The following is a 17,488-nucleotide window of genomic DNA, read 5'->3' as shown; positions in this document are numbered from 1 at the left end:
TCAGGTGTCCGTTCCGAGGCGCTCGGCCGCCCACCCTGTGAGCTCTTCGCGCCCGATCTTGGCGTTGTGCCGGATGTCCACCGGGAACGACGGATGGACAAGGAAGTCGGCGATCGTCCTGGTGAGGTCGAACTGCGCCCCGTGGGCCCGCAGCGCCGGCTCGACGACGGCCGGGTCGGCGCCCGGCTTCACTTCGACGCAGAGCACCGGTCGCTGCGCGCCGCGCCGACCGATCCCGACCAGCGCCGTGCGGGCCACACCCGCGACGGTGTTGAAGATCTGCTCCACCTGGACGGTGAACATCGGTCCCTGCGCCGTGACCACGCGCTGACTCTTGCGCCCGCAGAACCAGATCCGCCCTTGTTCGTCGATCCACGCGAGATCGCCGGTGCGATGCCAGATCCGATCGCCGTCGACGATCTTGCCCAACGCGTTCGCCTGTTCCGGCCAGTAATACCTGGTGCTGACGTTCGGCCCGCTCACCACCAGTTCGCCGATGCCACGAGTGTCCGCCAGGCCGCCCGCGAGTTCTTCGGCCCGCGCCCACGTCGGTATGGGGTCGTCGGTGATGGCGACGACGCGCGCCTGCACCTGGTAGGAGGGCCTGCCGATACAGGTTCCCGCGCCGCGGTGCGCCCGTTCGACCAGACCGCCCAGCAGTTCCCTGGACTCGATGGTGGACATCGGCAGCGCCTCGGTGGACCCGTATCCCGCCACCACCTTCGCGTCCTCGCCCAGCACCGCGCGCAGTCCGGCGATGCACCAGTCCGGCACCGGAGCGCCACCGGAATAGATGCTCTCCAGCGACGCGAGCGGAGTCGGGTGGGCACGCAGGTATTCCAGTAGCGGGATGAGTACGGCGGGGGAGGCGAACATGGTACTCACCCCGAACTTCTCGATCGCGTCGGCCACATGCGCCGGATCGGTCGCGCCCACCTTGCTCGGGATGAGCGGCGGCAGCACGCAACGCGAGCCGAGCAGCAGATCCAGCACGCCGACCAGCGGAAGGGTGATCAAGGAGGCTTCCGGCGCCACCTCCCCGCGTGCTACATGCACCTGCTCCACCATCGCGGCCAGGTTGCCGTGTGTCAACTGCACGGCTTTGGCCGGGCCGGTGCTGCCGGTGGTGAAAGCGATGAGCAGCAAATCGTCCTCGGTGGCCGGGCGGCCCACGGGCATCGAGCCCGCGGGCGTGCGGCCCCAGTCCCGCAGCGACTCGCCGCGCCAGAACCAGCGTCTGCCGACCGTCACCACCGTGTGGACGGTGCGGAAGCCGCGCCGGAACAACACGCGCAGCGCATGCGCCTGCGGGATGCCGATGAACGCCTCGGCGTCCACGGCGCGCAAGCAGCGCAACATCTTTCGCACGCCCATGCCCGGGTCGATCACCACGGCCACCGCGCCGATCTTGAGCAGCCCGAACATGATCGCGTACAGCTCCGGGCTCGGCAGCACCAGCACGATGGTGCGCGTCCCGGTGCCGACACCCGACGCGGCGAGCCGCTGGGCGATCGTGTCCGACCACGCGTCCAGCTCGCGATAGGTCAGGTGCCGGTAGGCCGGCAGGCCATCGGGGCCGACCCCGTCCGCGTAGCGCACGGCCACCCGGGTGGGGTCGGTGCGGACGACCGCACGAAACCGATCGATGGCCTGCCAGTAGGTTCCCGTTGTCACGCAGGCGCCCCGGCGAAGACGGGCAGCCGGTAGAGCACCGCCGCCGCGGAGGGACCCGCGCCCGCCGCGACGAACAGCAGTTGGCGATGAGCGGCGAGGGTGTCGTCCGCTACCGCTTGGTCGTAGGCCGCGGTGAGCGTGGCCGTGTGCGGGTCGCCGTCGCGCAGATCCGGTGTGCGAACCGAGCTTTCGTCGATGCCGAGCGCGGCGGCCAGCTTCTTCGGGAACTCCGGGCTCGGCGTCGAGGCGATCAGCGCGATCTCGTCGAGTGAGGCGTGGTCGGATTCGGCGAGCGCCAGGCGCGCGGCGTCGACGGCCACCTCCAGCAGGCGGTCCTCGAAGCCGGGCTCGCGTTCCACCGTCATGGCGCCGCGGCCGGTGTTGCCCATGGTCGTCACGTCGACGTAGGCCTCGACCGCGGGCGTGCCCTCGCCCGCGACGGTGTGCACCCTGCCGAAGCCGGTCGGCTCGTCGGTGTGTTCGAGCAGCAGCGCCGCGCCGCAGGTGGCGTACGGGAACCGGTCGTCGCCGACGGAACGCAGCAGGGACGGATGGGTGTCGCCGGAGACGACGAGCACGTGCTCGGCGCTGCCGGTCTCCAGGACCGACGTGGCCACCTGCACCGCGTTGAGCACGCCGATCGCGCCGTTCATCAGATCGAACGAGAACGTCCTCGGGTCGTCCTTGGCGTACTCCAGGCCGATTCCGGCCGCTTTCTGGATCAGCGCCGACACCGCGGGCTCGACGGTGTTGGAATCCCGGAAGATACCCGCGTTGATCAGGAGGCCGACCTGGTCGGGACGAATGCCGGCACGCTCGAGGCACCGCTTGGCCGCGCGCCCGTTGTGCTCCACGATGCTGTTGGTGTCGCCGCCGCGGCTGATCGCGCTGGACTTGATACGCACACTCATGACCGGCCTCAGACCTTCAGCGACGAGATGGTGGTGGACAGGAACCCGGTAACGATGCCGGAAGCCGCGGGCACCAGCAGCAACTTCGAGCCCGCGGGGATGCTCTGCTCGCTGAGCTGATCGTGCAGCACGATGAAATGCGAAGTGGTGGAAGTATTTCCGTACTTCTCGATGACCCGCAGGTCCGGCGGCATCGGACTGCCGAACTCGCGCTCGGCGATCGCGTTCATCCACGGAATGGCGGTGGCGCCGAACTGATGGTGGATGACGTAGTCGAACTTCTCGTCGGCGAAGGTCTTGCCCTGCGCCTCGAGGAATTTCCGCTGGGTATTGGTGCCGAGCAGGAAGCGATCCTCGTTGTGCATCCTGCGGTTGTCGGTGTACATCGCGATGCCTTGCGTCTTGCCGCTCGGCATGCCCAGACACAACTGCGCGTATTCCGCGGCGGTCATCATTTCGATGTAGTGGATCATGTCGTTTTCATCGACCGCGCGATCCAGCACGATCGCGCATCCGGAGTCGCCGACGGACAGCGAAGCGAATTGCGGATCGTATTTCTGGGAAATCTCGGCAACTGCGGTCTCGGCGATCGGGGTAATGGCTTCACCACTGACCACGAGGCCATTGCGAACGGCGCCGGACCGGATCATCCGATCCAGGATGTACGTGCCGGTGAGCATTCCTGCACAGGCATTTGTGATATCGAATGTGATCGCGTTCTTGGCACCGATAAGGCGGCTTATCGAACCGGCGAACGACGGCTCCATGTACACCCTGGTCGCGTGCTTGCTCCGCGTGATCGAGGCGGAGATGATGACGTCGATCTCCTCCGGCGCATACTGTGACCTGGACAGACAGTCTTCCACAGCTTGCATGGCCAGTGTGAACGAGTCCTCGTGACTTTCCGGCCTGGTATCGCGGACCCGGCGCTCACGTACGCCGGTTATTTTCTCAAGATCGAATGAAGGCGGTTCTTTCAGCCCGGAAAGAAGCTCCTCCGTGGTGACGACTCTGGAAGGCAGATAGGCGCCGATGGATTCGAAACGAGAATGGGGAGACACGAGCGCTCCTGAAATCGTGGGGAAATACGGTTCCGGATCGACTCTGATCGTCGGTGCAGTGAACACTACCCGACAGTAACAACGAATGGCTATATCACCTTCGGGCCTTCCGTCTGAGACGGAAATCACTGCCGATGGTATCTGTTTCGTGAGGTATCACCAACCGGTGATCGGCTGGCTATGGCGTTCGCAGTATTGCGATGTGAGCTGCCGTTTCGGCTTGTCACGGTGTTTCGCGGCGCGGGCAGTACGTGGCGCCCCGGGTGGGCGAATGCGTCGCTTTCGGAATGGCAACCGATCGGCTATTGCCGAATGGCGGCAATGTGCGAGTACTCGGGGAGGCGTCTCTCTCGTCGGATGTGAGTGACTTCACTGCGAACCGTGCGTCCGGTGCGGGATCGGAGCGATGCGGCCAGTGCTCCGATACGCGCCGAACATCGCTGTGGCGCAGAAGGTTTGCTCGCTACTGGACGCACCGAACGATCCGAGCGACGCCGCGGTGTGGGCGGTCGCTGCTCGGCGGGGGTTGTAGCTCGACGGTGGAGATGGTCAGGGCGCGATCCCGGTGAGGGAGAAGAACTCCTGGCGAGAGCGGGCGTCGTCACGCAGTGTGCCGAGCATGGTGGAAGTGACCGTGGTCGTGCCGACCGCCTGCACGCCGCGCAGGGTCATGCAGGTGTGTTCGGCTTCGATGACGACCCCGACCCCTTTGGGGCTCAAATTCGTCGCCAGCCAGTCGGCTATCTGTTTGGTCAGTCGTTCCTGTACCTGGGGGCGGCAGGAGAAGTGCTCGACTATGCGGGCGAGCTTGGACAGTCCGAGGATGCGGTCGCCCGGTAGGTAACCGACGTGGGCGACTCCGACGAACGGCAGCAGGTGGTGCTCGCATACCGACCGCAACGGGATGCGGCGGGCCAGTACGAGCTCGTCGTAGCCCTCGTCGTTGGGGAAAGTGGTCAGGTCGAACGGGCGGGGAGTGAACAGTTCGGCGTAGGCGCGTGCCATGCGGCCCGGGGTGGCCTTCAGGTGTTCGTCGTCGAGGCCGACGCCGAGCGCGGAGAGGAACTCGCCGGCCGCACGCTCGGCGGCGGTCAGGTCGACGGTGGCGCCGGAGTCGTGGACGACTCGTAACGCGGAATGGGACATGAACGCTGGCTCCCCATGTCGAGGGCGGCCTCGTGGCGCACCGCCGTGGCTGGTCCGAATGCGGTCGGCTGATTACGCCAATTATTATTGGCTAAATTGTCCGAGGTGGTCAAGAGCTGGGCATATATCGCATCACACGTATTTCAACTAGTGTGGTAAGTGCTATCGTGATCCTGTGACCAGCGATGCGGCGATCGGTGCAGTGGCCGCCCTCGACGACGAACTGCGGCGCGGGATGTATCGGTTCATCCGGCGCGCCCGTCGCCCGGTGACCCGGGACGAGGCCGCCGAGCAGGTGGGGATATCCCGCAAGCTGGCCGCGTTCCACCTGGACAAGCTCGTCGAGGCCGGGTTGTTGCGGGCCCGCTACGAGCAGGTCGGCGGCGTCCGGCGGGTCGGGCGCACGCCGAAGGTCTACGAGCCCGCCGACACCGAGGTCCAGGTCAGCATTCCCGAACGCCGCCACCAGGTGCTCGCGGAGATACTCGCCGACGCCGTCCTCGCCGAGTCGGCCGACGAGACCTCGCGGGAGGCCGCGATGCGGATAGCCCGCGATCGCGGCGCCGAACACGGACAGGCGTTACGGCAACAGCTCCGGCCGGGACGCCTCGGCGCCGAACGTGCGCTGACCCTGCTGCAGTCGACGCTCACCGATCAAGGCTTCGAACCCGGCCGGGAAAGCGCGGGATGTCTGCGCCTGCGGAACTGCCCGTTCCATCCACTCGCGGCCAAGGCTCCGGACCTGGTGTGCGGAATCAACCACGCCTACCTGCGGGGCTTTCTGAACGGCCTGGAAGCCGACACTGTGACGGCGATGCTCGCGCCGGCGGCGGGCGAATGCTGCGTCGAGCTGCGTTCGACCGGCGGCCGCGTGTGATCGATCACCGGCCCGGAGCGGCCGGTCGGCCACGTTCACGTGGCGCCCGTCGAGCCGCATGGTCCGATCGGGCGCTCGGCGTCCGGAGCTAGGCTTCGGTGCTCAGCGAGGAGCGCGCTGTGGCGATCCGTTCGAGCACGTCGGACGTGTGCGCGTCGAAACGCTCTCGGGAGACCGGGATCTCGCCGTCGAGCCACGGGCGATAGAGATAGGCGAGCGCACCGAAGATGGCGCTGGCGTTGAGTTCGTGATCGTGCTCGTCGGGCATCGGCTCGGTGTAGTCGCCCGCGCTGATGACCAACGCGATCGGCGCGGTGAAAAGGCCGATGAGTTCATAGGCGCGCGGCAAGAGCACGGGCGTGGCCTGCGACTCGACGAACATGATTCGCCCGCGGCGGCGGTCCTCCAGCAGATAGTCGGTGAAGACGGCGACCATGTGGCGGAACATCGCGTCGCGCTCGACGGGTGCGTTGGGCAGCTCGTCCAGCAACCGGTCGCGCGCGCCCAGTACCACGGTGTCCAGCACGGTCGTCAGCAGCGCGTCCAGGTTCGGAAAGCTCTCGTAGAAGTAGCGCTCGGTGAGTCCGGCCTGACGGCAGACACCTCGCATGGACGTCTCGGCCGCGCCCACGGTGGCCATCAGTTCCGTGCACGCCTCGATCAGCTGTTCCCGGCGCGCGGCGACGCGATCGGCGGGGGATTGCCCGCGCCAGCGGCGCATGCCCGGAATCGACCCGTCGGCTTCGTCCATGGCCGTCATCCTCTCATAGCGGCCGAATTGACATCATGTGATGTTGACAGCATGTGATGTCACCAATACATTGCGAAGACCACCGATCGATCACGAGGGGTGCGAGATGGGTTCTGCCGTATATGCCGACCAGACACACGCCATCAACGCGCGGGCCGTGGAGTTCGACTTCGCCACCGTGCCGATGCATTACATCCCCGGCGAGGCGATGGCCACCCACATCATCAACGTGATGCACCTGGTGCTGCCCGAAGGCGAGCGCGCGATGGCGCAGGCGCTGGCCGAGGCACTGCCGCTGATCGACGACGAGCGGTTACGCGAGGAAGTCCGCGGCTTCATCGGCCAGGAATCCATGCACGCCAGTTCGCACGAGAAGGCGCGCGAACAGTTGGAGCGGCTCGGCCTGGAGGTCGGCCCGATGGTCGACCGGGTCACCTGGCTGGTCGACCGGATACTCGGCGACCACGGGCTGTCCGGCCGGGCCAAGCGGGAGTGGTTGTGCGAGCGGCTGGCGTTGTTCGCGGGCATGGAGCACTACACCGCGGTCATCGGGGAGTGGCTGCTCACCAACGACAAGCTCGAGGCCAAGGGCATGCACCCGGCGATGCTGGATCTGATCCGCTGGCACGGCGCGGAGGAGGTCGAGCATCGCAGCGTCGTCTACGACGCGTACATGCACGTCGACGGCGGATACGCGCGCAAGGCGCGGCAGGCGCTGCTGGCCAGCGCGGGCTTGCTCGTCTTGTTCGTCATCTCCGGGGGCTACCTGTTCCACAAGGACCCGTCGAAGCACAAAGGCCGATTCTGGCCACTCCAAATGGCCAGCGCCTCGGTGCGCGGTGTGGTGCCGAGCTTCACGACCTTCTTCACCGAGATTCCGCGTTACCTGCGGCCGGGCTTCCACCCGTCGCAGCTCGGCCCGATGGACAACGCCCTGCGTTACCTCGCGCAGTCGCCCGCGGCACGGGCGGCGCGAGGGTGACCGCCGTCGAGCGGTTCCAACCAGGGCCCGCACTGCGCCTGATCGGCTCGGCGGCCGACGCCTACAAGCGGCTGTTCGTGGAAGGCGACGCCGCGCGACTGCTCTCGCGCCCGGATCCGGTCCGCCGCACCGGCTACGAATTCGAGGTGGTCGTCGACCGGATCGGCCAGGAGGCCGACGGTGTGGTGAGCTTGTGGCTGCGCCACCCCGAGGGCGGCCCGCTGCCCGCGTGGACGCCCGGCGCGCATCTGGATGTCTTCCTGCCCTCCGGTCGCCAGCGGCAGTATTCGCTCACCAACGACCCCGCCGACCGCGGGTTCTACCGCATCGCGGTCCGTTTCATCGCCGACGGCGAGGGCGGCTCCGCGGAGATCCATCGGGATCTGCGGGTGGGTGACCGCCTGGGCGTGCGCGGGCCGCGCAACGCGTTCCCCTTCGTCGCCGCGCCGTGTTATCTGTTCGTCGCGGGCGGCATCGGGATCACGCCGATCCTGCCCATGGTCGCCGCGGCCGAGCATGCCGGGGTGCCGTGGCGGTTGATGTACCTGGGCCGTTCCAGGACGCGCATGCCGTTCCTGTACGACCTGGCCCGCTACACCGGCGGTGACGTGGTGGTGCGGCCGGACGACGAGTTCGGCGTACCCGACGCGCGGATGATCTTCGAGCAGACGCCGCCCGGCGCCGCGGTCTACGTCTGCGGGCCGCCGCCGCTGGCCGAGGCCGCGCGCGGGGTGCTCGCGCTGCACGATCCCTCGGCCTCGCTGCACACCGAGCGGTTCTCGCCGCTGCCCGTGCGGGACGGGGAGCCGTTCCGGATCAGGTTGCGTCGCAGCGGGTTCGACGTGGAGGTCGCCGCCGACGAGTCCGCGCTCAGCGCGATCCGCCGCGTGCTGCCCGGCGTGGCCTACTCCTGCGGGCAGGGTTTCTGTGGCACCTGCAAGACCCGGGTGCTCGCGGGCGCGGTGGAGCACCGGGACCGGTCGCTGCTCGAGTCCGAGCGCGCGGAGGCGATGCTGACCTGCGTCTCCCGCGCGCACGGCGGCGAACTCGAACTGGATCTGTGAGCTCGGCGGGCAACGACGCCCGCGGGTGGGAGGAGGACATGGCAGTGGCTGCGCATCCGGAGCATGTCCCGATCGCGGTGATCGGAGCCGGGATAGCCGGAATCGGTCTGGCGGTCGCGCTGCGCGAGGCGGGTATCGAGGATTTCGTGCTGCTCGAGCGCGCCGACGATCTCGGTGGCACCTGGCGGGCGAACACCTATCCGGGCTGTGCCTGCGACGTGCCCTCGCATCTGTATTCGTATTCCTTCGCGCCCAATCCGAATTGGTCGCGCACCTACGGGTCGCAGCCGGAGATCCTCGCCTACCTCCGCTCGGTCGCGACGCGCCACGACGTGGTGCGCCACATGCGGTTCGGCGTCGAGCTGCTCGAGGCGCGCTGGGACGAAGCGGCCACGCGGTGGCGGCTGCGCACCGATCGCGGCGATCTGACCGCGGACGTACTGGTCTCCGCCGTCGGGCCGTTCAGCGAGGCGCGGATCCCGCGGCTGCCGGGCGCGGAGACCTTCGAAGGGGCGCAATTCCATTCACTGCACTGGGACCACGAGCACGATCTCACCGGCGAGCGCGTCGCGGTGATCGGCACGGGCGCGTCGGCCGTCCAATTCATCCCCGAGATCCAACCGCTGGTGGGCGAGTTGACCGTGTTCCAGCGTTCGGCGCCGTGGATCGTGTCGCGGTTGGATCGCCGCACGCTGCCCGCCGAACGCGCGCTGCTGCGCCGGGTGCCCGCGCTCGGCCGCGCGCTGCGCGGCCTGTACTACACCGGCATCGAAGGGTTCGGTCTGGTCGGCTTCGTGGACAAGCGATTCCGCCATCCGTACGAGGCGCTCGGCAGACTCCAGCTGCTGCGTCAGGTGCGCGATCCCGAGCTGCGGCGCAAACTCACCCCTGACTATGTGATCGGATGCAAACGTGCGATCTTCTCCGACGCCTACTATCCGGCGCTGACCCAACCGAACGTCGAGGTGGTGACCGAGGGCATCCGAGAGATCCGCGCCGGGTCGATCGTCACCGCCGACGGCGCGGAGCACCCTGTGGACACGATCATCTGGGGTACCGGATTCGGTGTTCCCCCCGCCGTTTTCGATCGGGTGCACGGAATCGGCGGGCGCTCCATCGGTGAGCGGTACCGGGAGCGGCCGAGCAGTTACCTCGGCACGACCATGGCCGGGTTCCCGAACTTCTTCTGCACGCTGGGTCCGTTCGGGGCGGCGGGCAATCAGTCCGCCATCTATATGATCGAGGCGCAGGTGCGCTATATCGTCGATGCCGTGACCACCATGCGTGCGCAGAACATCCAGCGGATCGATGTGCGCGAGGAGGTGCAGCGTGCCTTCCTCGACGAGGTGACCGAGCGCAGTCGCGACACCGCTTGGCTGACCGGCGGTTGCCGCAGCTACTACCAGACCGCCGACGGCGGCAACGCGGGGCTGTACCCGAACTGGAGCTTCGAGTATCGCAGGCGCACAAGTCGTTTCGATCACGAGTCCTACCGGCTGCGGGCGGGGTGAGCGCCGTGGTCGTCGACCTGCTGCGTCAGCTTCTCTCCCCGCCCGCCGAGCACCTGGATGTCCGCGACCGGGTGGTGGTGATCACCGGCGCGGGCACCGGCATCGGCCGGGCACTGGCCGAAAAGCTCTACGCCTCTGGCGCTTCGGTGGCGCTGATCGACATCGACGAGGCCACCGCCGCGGCCGTCGGGCGCTCGATGGGGGAGCGGGCGCTGGTCGTGCGCGCGGACGTCTCCGATCGAATCGGGATGCGCGAAGCCATCTCCCGAGTGCGCGAGCGGTTCGGACGGATCGATGTCGTGGTGGCCAACGCGGGTGTGGTACCCGAGCCCGCGACCATCCGGACGATGAATCCCGGCGACTTCGATCGGGTCATCGGCATCAACGTGACCGGCGTGTTCAACACTGTGCATCCGGCGCTGGACGACATCGTCGCCGCGAAAGGGCACGTGGTGGTGGTCTCCTCCGCCGCGGCGTTCGCGCCGGGCATGGCCGGTTCGCCCTACATGGTCAGCAAGGCCGCCGTCGAGCAGTTCGGGCGGGCGCTGCGGGTGGAGCTGGCCGCGGTCGGCGCGACCGCGGGCGTGGCGTACTTCGGCATCGTCGACACCGCGATGACCCACGGCACCCTCGATGAAGACGATCTGGGCGCCGATCTGGGCGCGTTGCTGCCGTGGCCGCTCAACCTGCGCATCACCGTGCGCGACGCGGCGGAATCCATCGCCGACGGCATCGCCCGTCGCGCCGCGCGCACCATCGCGCCGCCACAGTGGGAGCCCTACGCGTTGTTCCGCGGGGCGATCAACGTGGTGCTGGACAGCAGGCTGGCCCGGGACCCGCGCGTGCACGACCTGATCCACCGGGTCGAACAGCGCGTCCTCGACAGCCGCCCCGTCACCCCGGTTCCGCGCTGACGCGCGGGCCGGGCTATGGCTCGGCGGGGAAGATCGTGGGCAGCGTCAGCGCGTATTCCACATCGGCTCGCGTGCCGAGCGTCGTGAGCAGCACCCGGATCATGGTCAGGCGTGCCGCCGCGACGGTGTCCGCGTCCGGCTCGGCGCCGGGTGCGGTACCGGCGGAAATCCGGTAGACGACGTACTCGCACAGGTGCAGCGCGGCGTCCAGGTCCAGCGGGCTCGGCACCGGACGGCCCAGCCCGGCGAACGTCTCGCGTACCAGCGCGCGGATGTCGTCGAGCGCGCGCTCCCGGTATACCGACACCGGCGAGCCCGGATCGTGCAGCTCGGCGAACAGCGGCCGCAGCATGGGGCCGTGCCCGCGCGCCCAGCCCAGGTAGGCGTCGATCAATCGGATGCCCAGCTCGACCGGCTCGTCGGTGCCCGTCAGCGCCGTGCGGATGCCGCCGACCAACCCGTCGTTGGAACTGTCGAGCACCGCGAGCAGGGGTTCGTTCGCGTTGGCGAAGTAGCGGTAGAAGGTCGGCCGTGCCAACCCGGCCTGCTCGATGATCTGCGCGACGCTCAGCCCGCGGGAACCGGTGCGGGTGAACACTTCCGCCGTCGCCAGCACGATCCGGGCGCGCACCTCTTCGGCCTGTTCCGGAGTCTGCGGCGGTCTGCCGCGCCGTGCGGCCGTCGACTCAGCGGGCATGGTGCCACCTCACAAAGCGGCCCCCGGGATACCTGTGCGCCACGACGAACAGCTTGACACGAGCAGTGACATAGACATTAATCTAACACCACTGTTCATTTAATGGGGCGCGCACGCGGCCCACCGTCCTCGAGAGGGCCGAACATGACCACCGCCTCCCACCCGGTCACCGCCGACGCGCTGCCCTCCGCGCTGGTGCTGCCGTTGCTCGCGCACGCCGTCGCCGGCGGCGCCCCCGCGGTCGAAGTGTTCGCGCCCGCGACCGGCGCGAAGATCGCCGACCTGCCGCAGTCCTCCACCGCCGATATCGAGACCGCGTTCGCCACCGCCCGCGAAGCGCAGCGCCAGTGGGCGCGGCGTCCGGTGCGGGAAAGGGTCGCGGTGCTGCGCCGGTTCCACGACATCGTGCTGGCCGAGCAGGACACCATCCTGGACATCGTGCAGACCGAGACCGGCAAGGCACGGGCGCACGCGTTCGACGAGGTCGGCGACGTGGCCGTGAACGCCAGGTACTACGCCTCGGTGGCCGGGCGGCTGCTGGCCACCCGCAAGCCGCGCGGAGTGCTTCCCGTGCTCACCCAGGTCGACGTGCTGCACCGGCCCAAGGGCGTGGTGGCGGTGATCTCGCCGTGGAACTACCCGCTGGCCCTGGCGGTCTCCGACGCGCTGCCCGCCCTCGTCGCGGGCAACGCGGTGGTGGCGCGCCCGGACAACCAGACCGCGCTGACCGCGTTGTGGGCCATCGATGCCGCCGTGCGCGCCGGACTGCCGCGTGGGCTCTGGCAGGCGGTGCTCGGCCGCGGTTCGGTGATCGGCGGCGACGTGATCGCCCGCGCCGACTACGTCGACTACACCGGCTCCAGCGCCACCGGGCGCACCATCGCCCAGCAGGCGGGCGAGCGGCTGATCGGCTACTCCCTCGAACTGGGTGGCAAGAACCCGCTGCTGGTGCTCGCCGACGCGGACGTCTCCCGTGCCGCCAAGATCGCCATCCGCGCCTGCTTCGCCTCGGCCGGGCAGCTGTGCGAGTCGATGGAACGGATCTACGTACACGACAGCGTCTATGACCGCTTCGTCGCCGAATTCGTCGGGCACGTCGAGGCCATCGAACTCGGCGGCGGGCTGAACTACGACAGCGACATGGGTTCGCTGACCTTCCAGCGTCAGCTGGACACGGTGCTGGCGCACGTGAACGACGCGGTGGCCAAGGGCGCCACGGTGCTGGCGGGCGGTCGCGCGCGCCCGGACCTCGGCCCGTACTTCTACGAGCCCACGGTGCTGGCGGGCGTGCGGCCGGGCATGACGGTGCATCGCGAGGAGACCTTCGGCCCCGTGGTCTCGATCTACCGTGTGAGCAGCGACGACGATGCCGTTGCGCAGGCCAATGACACCGCCTACGGCCTCAACGCCAGCGTGTGGACCAAGGACACCGCCCGCGGCCGTGCGGTGGCGGCCCGGATCAACGCGGGCTCGGTGAACGTCAACGAGGGCTTCATCGCCGCGTGGGGCAGCGCCGACGCGCCATCGGGTGGGCTCGGCATCTCCGGCACGGGGCGCAGGCACGGTCCCGAAGGCCTGCTCAAGTACATCGACACCCAGACCATCGCGGTGCAGCGGGTGCTGCCCATCGCGCCGCTGCCCGGCATGTCCGAAGCGCTCTGGGCCAAGACCATGACGCTGTACTTCGGCGTCATGAAATCGCTTCGGCAGAAGTAACTCGCAGGACTCACGGATCAGGAAGCGGTACGGATGAAACTGGACACGGTGGCGGGCAAGAGGGTCCTGGTCACGGGGGCCGCGATGGGCCTCGGCAAGCTGTTCGCCGAGCGTGCGGTGCGCGAAGGCGCCGCGGCGGTGGTGCTGTGGGACATCAACGAGGCCGCGCTGAAGGAGACCGCCGCCGAGCTGACCGGCCGCGGCAGCGCCGTGCATCATCACGTGGTCGACGTGGCCTCGGCCGAGTCGATCACCGAGGCGGCGGCAAGCGTGCGCGAGCAGGTCGGCGGCATCGACATCCTGGTCAACAACGCGGGCATCGTGCGCGGCAACAGCTACTTCTGGGAAACCGACAACCGCGCCGACATCGACAAGACGATGGCGATCAACTCGCTCGGACCGATGTACGTCACGCTCGAATTCCTGCCCGCGATGGTCGCCGGATCCACCGAGGCGCGAGTGTTGACCATCGCTTCCTCGGCGGGCCTGGTGTCCAACCCGCGCATGAGCGTCTACGCCGCGTCCAAGTGGGCGGCGCTGGGCTGGTCGGACTCCGTGCGGATCGAGCTGGAACAGGCCGGCCACGACCACGTGAAGATCACCACGGTCTGCCCGACCTACATCAACACCGGAATGTTCGACGGCGCCAAGGGATTCCTGTTCACGCCGATCCTGGACCAGCAGAAGGTGGTCGACACCTCGTGGCGGGAGATGAAGAACGGCGCCCCGCTGCTCGTACTGCCGTGGACCTCACGCTTGAACAAGGCGCTCTCCGGCCTGCTGCCGATCAAGCTGCGCGACCTGTTCCTCGACACGGTCGGCGTCTACCACTCGATGGACCAGTTCACCGGCCGCAAGAAGTAGCGCGGCATCCGGGTCCGGAGCCGGGCGGTGCGCCGTCGTCACCGGGGGCGGGTGCCGATGACCACGGTCGCGTAGTGCTCGTCCGACTCCGCGACGCGCCCGGCGAGGCCGTGCTCGGCCAGCACGTCGAGCGCGATCGGCGCTTGGTCCTCGCTGGACTCCACAAGCAGGTGTCCGCCCGGGGCCAGCCACTCGGCAGCATCGGCCGCGACCCGGCGGAAGACATCCAATCCGTCCGGGCCGCCGTCGAGGGCGGTGCGCGGCTCGTGATCGCGTGCCTCCGGCGGCATCCGCGCGATCATCTCCGAGGGGACGTAGGGGGTGTTGCAGAGCAGGACGTCGACGCAGCCGCGCAATTCCTCCGGCAAGGGCTCGAAGAGGTCCCCTTCGTAGACCGGGGCGCCGAGCGGGGTGAGGTTGCGGCGGGCGCACGCGACCGCGACCGGATCGATGTCGGCGGCGGCCAGCGTGATCGCGCGGCCCGCGTCGGCGGCGGCCCGCGCCGCAGCGAGGCCGAGGGCGCCTGAGCCACAGCACAGATCGACCACCACCGGATGGCCAGTGCGGTCGCGGATCAACTCGACCGCGAGATCGACGAGGAACGCGGTGCGCTGCCGTGGCACGAAGACGCCGGGCGACACCGCGACCCGCAGTCCGTGGAACTCCGCCCAGCCGAGCAGGTGCTCGAGCGGACTGCCGGTGACGCGCCGGGCGACCAGCGATTCGAGGGGTACACCGGTCTCTGCGGCGGCGGCCGTGAGCAACCGCGCCTCGTCCTCGGCGAACACGCAGCCCGCCGCCCGGAGCCGAGCCACCACGTCGGTACTTCCCGCTGACGTCACCGGGCCATCCTGCCGCGCGCCCGCGTGACGCCGCCAACAAATTTCCCGGGCGATCGGGACCGGCGTTTCGGACGCGGGTCCCGATCGGCCCGGAGTCAGCGTGCCGTGTCGAGCTGGAAGGTGCGGGTGGCGTCGAGGTAGATGCCGCGCTGGCCCGCTCGGCCCGGCGGCGGCAGCTGCGAGACCAGCTGTTCGAGCGAGGTCGTCGCGCCGACGACCCTGGTGCCCGCGACGATGAAATCCGCCACGGCGCGGCGGATGTGATTGGGCGAGGTGACCACGATCGCGCTCGTCGCGCCCACGTCCCGCAGCAGCCTCGTGCTGAACAGGGCGTTCTGCACGGTCGAGCCCGCGCGGCTCTCCACGTGGACGCGCGTGGGCGGCACGCCGTGGGTGACCAGCCAGTCGCGCATGGCCTCGGCCTCGGTGATGCCGTTCTGCGGATTGCCGCCGGTGACGACGATCGGCGACAACGGCGCGGCGATCGACTGCAACCAGGCCGCGGTGAGCCGGTTCACCAGTTCGGGACGCAGCGCCCCGTCCGGGAGCAGGCCGTAGCCGAGCACGACGATGCCGGTCTGCGGCCCCGCCAGCGCGGGCAGCGGGTTCGGCAGGGTGCCCACCGCGGCGCGGATGGCGCCGAGCACGTTGTCGGTGCCCTGTGCCAAGCCCGGATCGACCGCGTGCAGCCGGGCCATGGCGTCCACCAGCGCGGGCAGGTCACCGGCGTAGTCCGACCAGATCGCCTGCAGGGCCAGTGCTTCGGCGTCGGCGGGGTCGGCGCCGATCAGATTGCGCAGGTCGGCGCGGCCCGCGTTGTCGTCGCCGTTGGCGAAGTGCCGCTGGGCGGAGTTGTAGAGGGCGTCCGTTTCCGGCGCGGCGTGCGCGGGGACACCGGCGAGCCCGGTGAGCGAGAACGCGGCGAACGACGCCGCGACGAGAGATTTCCAATGCCTCGAGATCATCACTACAGTCGTCACCTTTCCGCTGCGGAACGGGTTGGCACGTGCTAGCAGTTAGCTGGGGCAAGCAGGAATTACCATACGGCCGAAGTTCCCGGCGATCCGGCAATTGGCGAACGGGTCATGCGCCGTCGTCACGGCTATGTGTGCTCGGCGGAACGACAGGTCGCGAAATCCGCTGTCGGCGATTTTCGATGCCGAGTCGGCACGTTTCGATCTTCGCTCGGTACCAAGAAGACGTTCAGTTCGGCGCAAGGCGGGCTGCCATGGCAATGCTCGTCCGTGTCGCTCCGCTCGACCCCTGGCGGCCCGAGGGTGGACGAGTGCCTTCCGGCGTGTCGAACGGTCTTCGTTGGGTTCGCCGAGCGTCCGCCCGCGGTTCGGCGTTCGATTGCCTTCCATTAGCTCAACTCGACGTGGGCGCGGGAGGGATTCGTCAGGCCGCGCCCGTTAGGCTGTGTCAACGTGGATACCGTTTCGCTGTCCGGCAAGGAACTCGCCGCCGCCATCAACGCCGACACCAAGGCCCGCGCCGCCGCGCGCACCGAAGGCGGCGCCGCTCCGCGTCTTGCTCTGGTCGTTGCGAACGACGACCCCGCGAGCGCCTGGTATGTGAACTCACTTCGCAAAGCGGCCGAACGACTCGGAATCGCTTGCGACACGGTCGATCTGGGTGCAGCGGCCGGTGCGGCGGAGATCCGTGCCGAGCTCGCCGCGCGCGGTGCGGATCCGGCGACCGACGCGATCATGCTGCAGACCCCCCTCCCGAAGGGCGTCACCCTCGACGACGTGAGTTCCGCGATCGTCGCGTCCAAGGACGTCGACGGCGTCAGCCCGTTGTCGCTCGGCCTGCTGGCGGCCGGGCTGGACGGCTTCGTCCCCGCCACCTCCGAGGCCGTGGTCGAACTGCTCGAGCACCACCAGATCCCGCTGGCAGGCCGCCACGTCGCGGTCGTCGGCCGGTCGAACGTCGTCGGGAAGCCGCTCGCTCAGCTGCTGCTGGCGAAGGACGCGACCGTCACGGTGTGCCATTCCCGCACCGCCGACCTCGCCGCCGTCACCGCCGCCGCCGACATCGTCGTCGCCGCGGCGGGCCGCATCGGCCTGATCTCCGGCAAGCACGTCCGGGAGGGCGCGGTGGTCATCGACGTCGGCACCAACGAGGCCCCCGACGGCAAGATCGTCGGCGATGTCGACGCGGACTCGGTACGCGGCAAGGCCGCCGGGCTCAGTCCCGTCCCCGGTGGCGTGGGCCCGGTCACCACAGCCCTCCTCATGCGCCACGTGGTCACCGCCGCCGAATCCGACTGACCGGGCGCTCTCGCGCCTGCGGAGAGCTGCCTAATGGGTGCGGTCGGACGTAGTCCGTCCTCAGCTCGCGCATGGCCGGAGCGAAGGCGGAGGTACGCAGTTCGCGCATGGCCGGAGCGAAGGCGGAGGTACGCAGTTCGCGCATGGCCGGAGCGAAGGCGGAGGTACGCAGTTCGCGCATGGCCGGAGCGAAGGCGGAGGTACG

General features: G+C 68.9%; 16 protein-coding genes. 8 read left to right on the top strand and 8 right to left on the bottom strand.

The annotated features are described in order from the left end of the window. The 4 genes from AB0L97_RS18895 to folE form a co-directional block, all read right to left on the bottom strand. Complete coding sequence (locus AB0L97_RS18895; RefSeq protein WP_364431059.1) at positions 1 to 1,674, bottom strand: fatty acid CoA ligase family protein; 1,674 nt, start codon at positions 1,672 to 1,674, stop codon at positions 1 to 3. Next, the gene (locus tag AB0L97_RS18890; protein WP_364431056.1) at positions 1,671 to 2,585 is read right to left on the bottom strand and encodes a hypothetical protein; all 915 of its coding nucleotides are present in this window, start codon (positions 2,583 to 2,585) and stop codon (positions 1,671 to 1,673) included. Before AB0L97_RS18890 ends, AB0L97_RS18895 begins: the two co-directional genes overlap by 4 nt. Positions 2,586 to 2,593: 8 nt before the next feature. Continuing rightward, the gene (locus AB0L97_RS18885) at positions 2,594 to 3,646 is read right to left on the bottom strand and encodes a 3-oxoacyl-[acyl-carrier-protein] synthase III C-terminal domain-containing protein (protein WP_364431343.1); all 1,053 of its coding nucleotides are present in this window, start codon (positions 3,644 to 3,646) and stop codon (positions 2,594 to 2,596) included. 549 nt (positions 3,647 to 4,195) lie between these two features. Then, complete coding sequence (gene folE / locus AB0L97_RS18880) at positions 4,196 to 4,792, bottom strand: GTP cyclohydrolase I FolE (protein ID WP_364431053.1); 597 nt, start codon at positions 4,790 to 4,792, stop codon at positions 4,196 to 4,198. A gap of 175 nt (positions 4,793 to 4,967) precedes the next feature. Here folE and AB0L97_RS18875 point away from each other — a divergent pair, with 175 nt between their 5' ends. Continuing rightward, positions 4,968 to 5,669, top strand: a complete 702-nt coding sequence (locus AB0L97_RS18875) for a helix-turn-helix domain-containing protein (RefSeq protein WP_364431050.1) — start codon at positions 4,968 to 4,970, stop codon at positions 5,667 to 5,669. A gap of 88 nt (positions 5,670 to 5,757) precedes the next feature. On the opposite strand, the gene AB0L97_RS18870 is transcribed toward AB0L97_RS18875, so the two are convergent. Beyond that, entirely contained in the window at positions 5,758 to 6,420 is a 663-nt protein-coding gene (locus AB0L97_RS18870) for a TetR/AcrR family transcriptional regulator (RefSeq protein ID WP_364431047.1), read from the bottom strand. A gap of 106 nt (positions 6,421 to 6,526) precedes the next feature. Between AB0L97_RS18870 and AB0L97_RS18865 the strand changes: the two genes are divergently transcribed. Genes AB0L97_RS18865 through AB0L97_RS18850 form a run of 4 tightly spaced genes read left to right on the top strand, consistent with a single transcriptional unit; the run spans position 6,527 to position 10,891 of the window. After that, the gene (locus AB0L97_RS18865; protein WP_356961934.1) at positions 6,527 to 7,402 is read left to right on the top strand and encodes a metal-dependent hydrolase; all 876 of its coding nucleotides are present in this window, start codon (positions 6,527 to 6,529) and stop codon (positions 7,400 to 7,402) included. Next, complete coding sequence (locus AB0L97_RS18860) at positions 7,399 to 8,466, top strand: PDR/VanB family oxidoreductase (protein WP_364431043.1); 1,068 nt, start codon at positions 7,399 to 7,401, stop codon at positions 8,464 to 8,466. Before AB0L97_RS18865 ends, AB0L97_RS18860 begins: the two co-directional genes overlap by 4 nt. A gap of 38 nt (positions 8,467 to 8,504) precedes the next feature. Beyond that, on the top strand, positions 8,505 to 9,977 hold the full coding sequence (locus AB0L97_RS18855; RefSeq protein ID WP_364431040.1) for an NAD(P)/FAD-dependent oxidoreductase: 1,473 nt from the start codon (positions 8,505 to 8,507) through the stop codon (positions 9,975 to 9,977). A 5-nt stretch (positions 9,978 to 9,982) separates the two neighbouring features. Next, positions 9,983 to 10,891, top strand: coding sequence for a short-chain dehydrogenase/reductase (locus AB0L97_RS18850; protein ID WP_364431037.1), 909 nt, complete (start codon positions 9,983 to 9,985; stop codon positions 10,889 to 10,891). 13 nt (positions 10,892 to 10,904) lie between these two features. Here the strand turns inward: AB0L97_RS18850 and AB0L97_RS18845 are convergent, their stop codons facing one another. Further along, positions 10,905 to 11,588 (bottom strand): TetR/AcrR family transcriptional regulator, encoded by a 684-nt coding sequence (locus AB0L97_RS18845; RefSeq protein ID WP_364431034.1) that lies wholly within the window; start codon positions 11,586 to 11,588, stop codon positions 10,905 to 10,907. 144 nt (positions 11,589 to 11,732) lie between these two features. Here AB0L97_RS18845 and AB0L97_RS18840 point away from each other — a divergent pair, with 144 nt between their 5' ends. Continuing rightward, entirely contained in the window at positions 11,733 to 13,304 is a 1,572-nt protein-coding gene (locus AB0L97_RS18840; RefSeq protein ID WP_364431031.1) for a succinic semialdehyde dehydrogenase, read from the top strand. Between the two features lie 33 nt (positions 13,305 to 13,337). Continuing rightward, complete coding sequence (locus tag AB0L97_RS18835; protein WP_364431028.1) at positions 13,338 to 14,168, top strand: SDR family NAD(P)-dependent oxidoreductase; 831 nt, start codon at positions 13,338 to 13,340, stop codon at positions 14,166 to 14,168. 38 nt (positions 14,169 to 14,206) lie between these two features. Here the strand turns inward: AB0L97_RS18835 and AB0L97_RS18830 are convergent, their stop codons facing one another. Next, a complete protein-coding gene (locus AB0L97_RS18830; protein WP_355077403.1) occupies positions 14,207 to 15,010 on the bottom strand; it encodes a putative protein N(5)-glutamine methyltransferase in 804 nt (267 codons plus the stop codon). A 95-nt stretch (positions 15,011 to 15,105) separates the two neighbouring features. Then, positions 15,106 to 15,975, bottom strand: coding sequence for a YdcF family protein (locus AB0L97_RS18825; RefSeq protein WP_356961944.1), 870 nt, complete (start codon positions 15,973 to 15,975; stop codon positions 15,106 to 15,108). 462 nt (positions 15,976 to 16,437) lie between these two features. Here AB0L97_RS18825 and AB0L97_RS18820 point away from each other — a divergent pair, with 462 nt between their 5' ends. Continuing rightward, complete coding sequence (locus tag AB0L97_RS18820) at positions 16,438 to 17,283, top strand: bifunctional 5,10-methylenetetrahydrofolate dehydrogenase/5,10-methenyltetrahydrofolate cyclohydrolase (RefSeq protein WP_356961946.1); 846 nt, start codon at positions 16,438 to 16,440, stop codon at positions 17,281 to 17,283. Positions 17,284 to 17,488: the final 205 nt, after the last annotated feature.

The organism is Nocardia sp. NPDC051911 (assembly GCF_040681035.1).
Lineage (GTDB): Bacteria > Actinomycetota > Actinomycetes > Mycobacteriales > Mycobacteriaceae > Nocardia > Nocardia sichangensis.
This window is presented reverse-complemented; position numbering and strand designations above follow the sequence as displayed.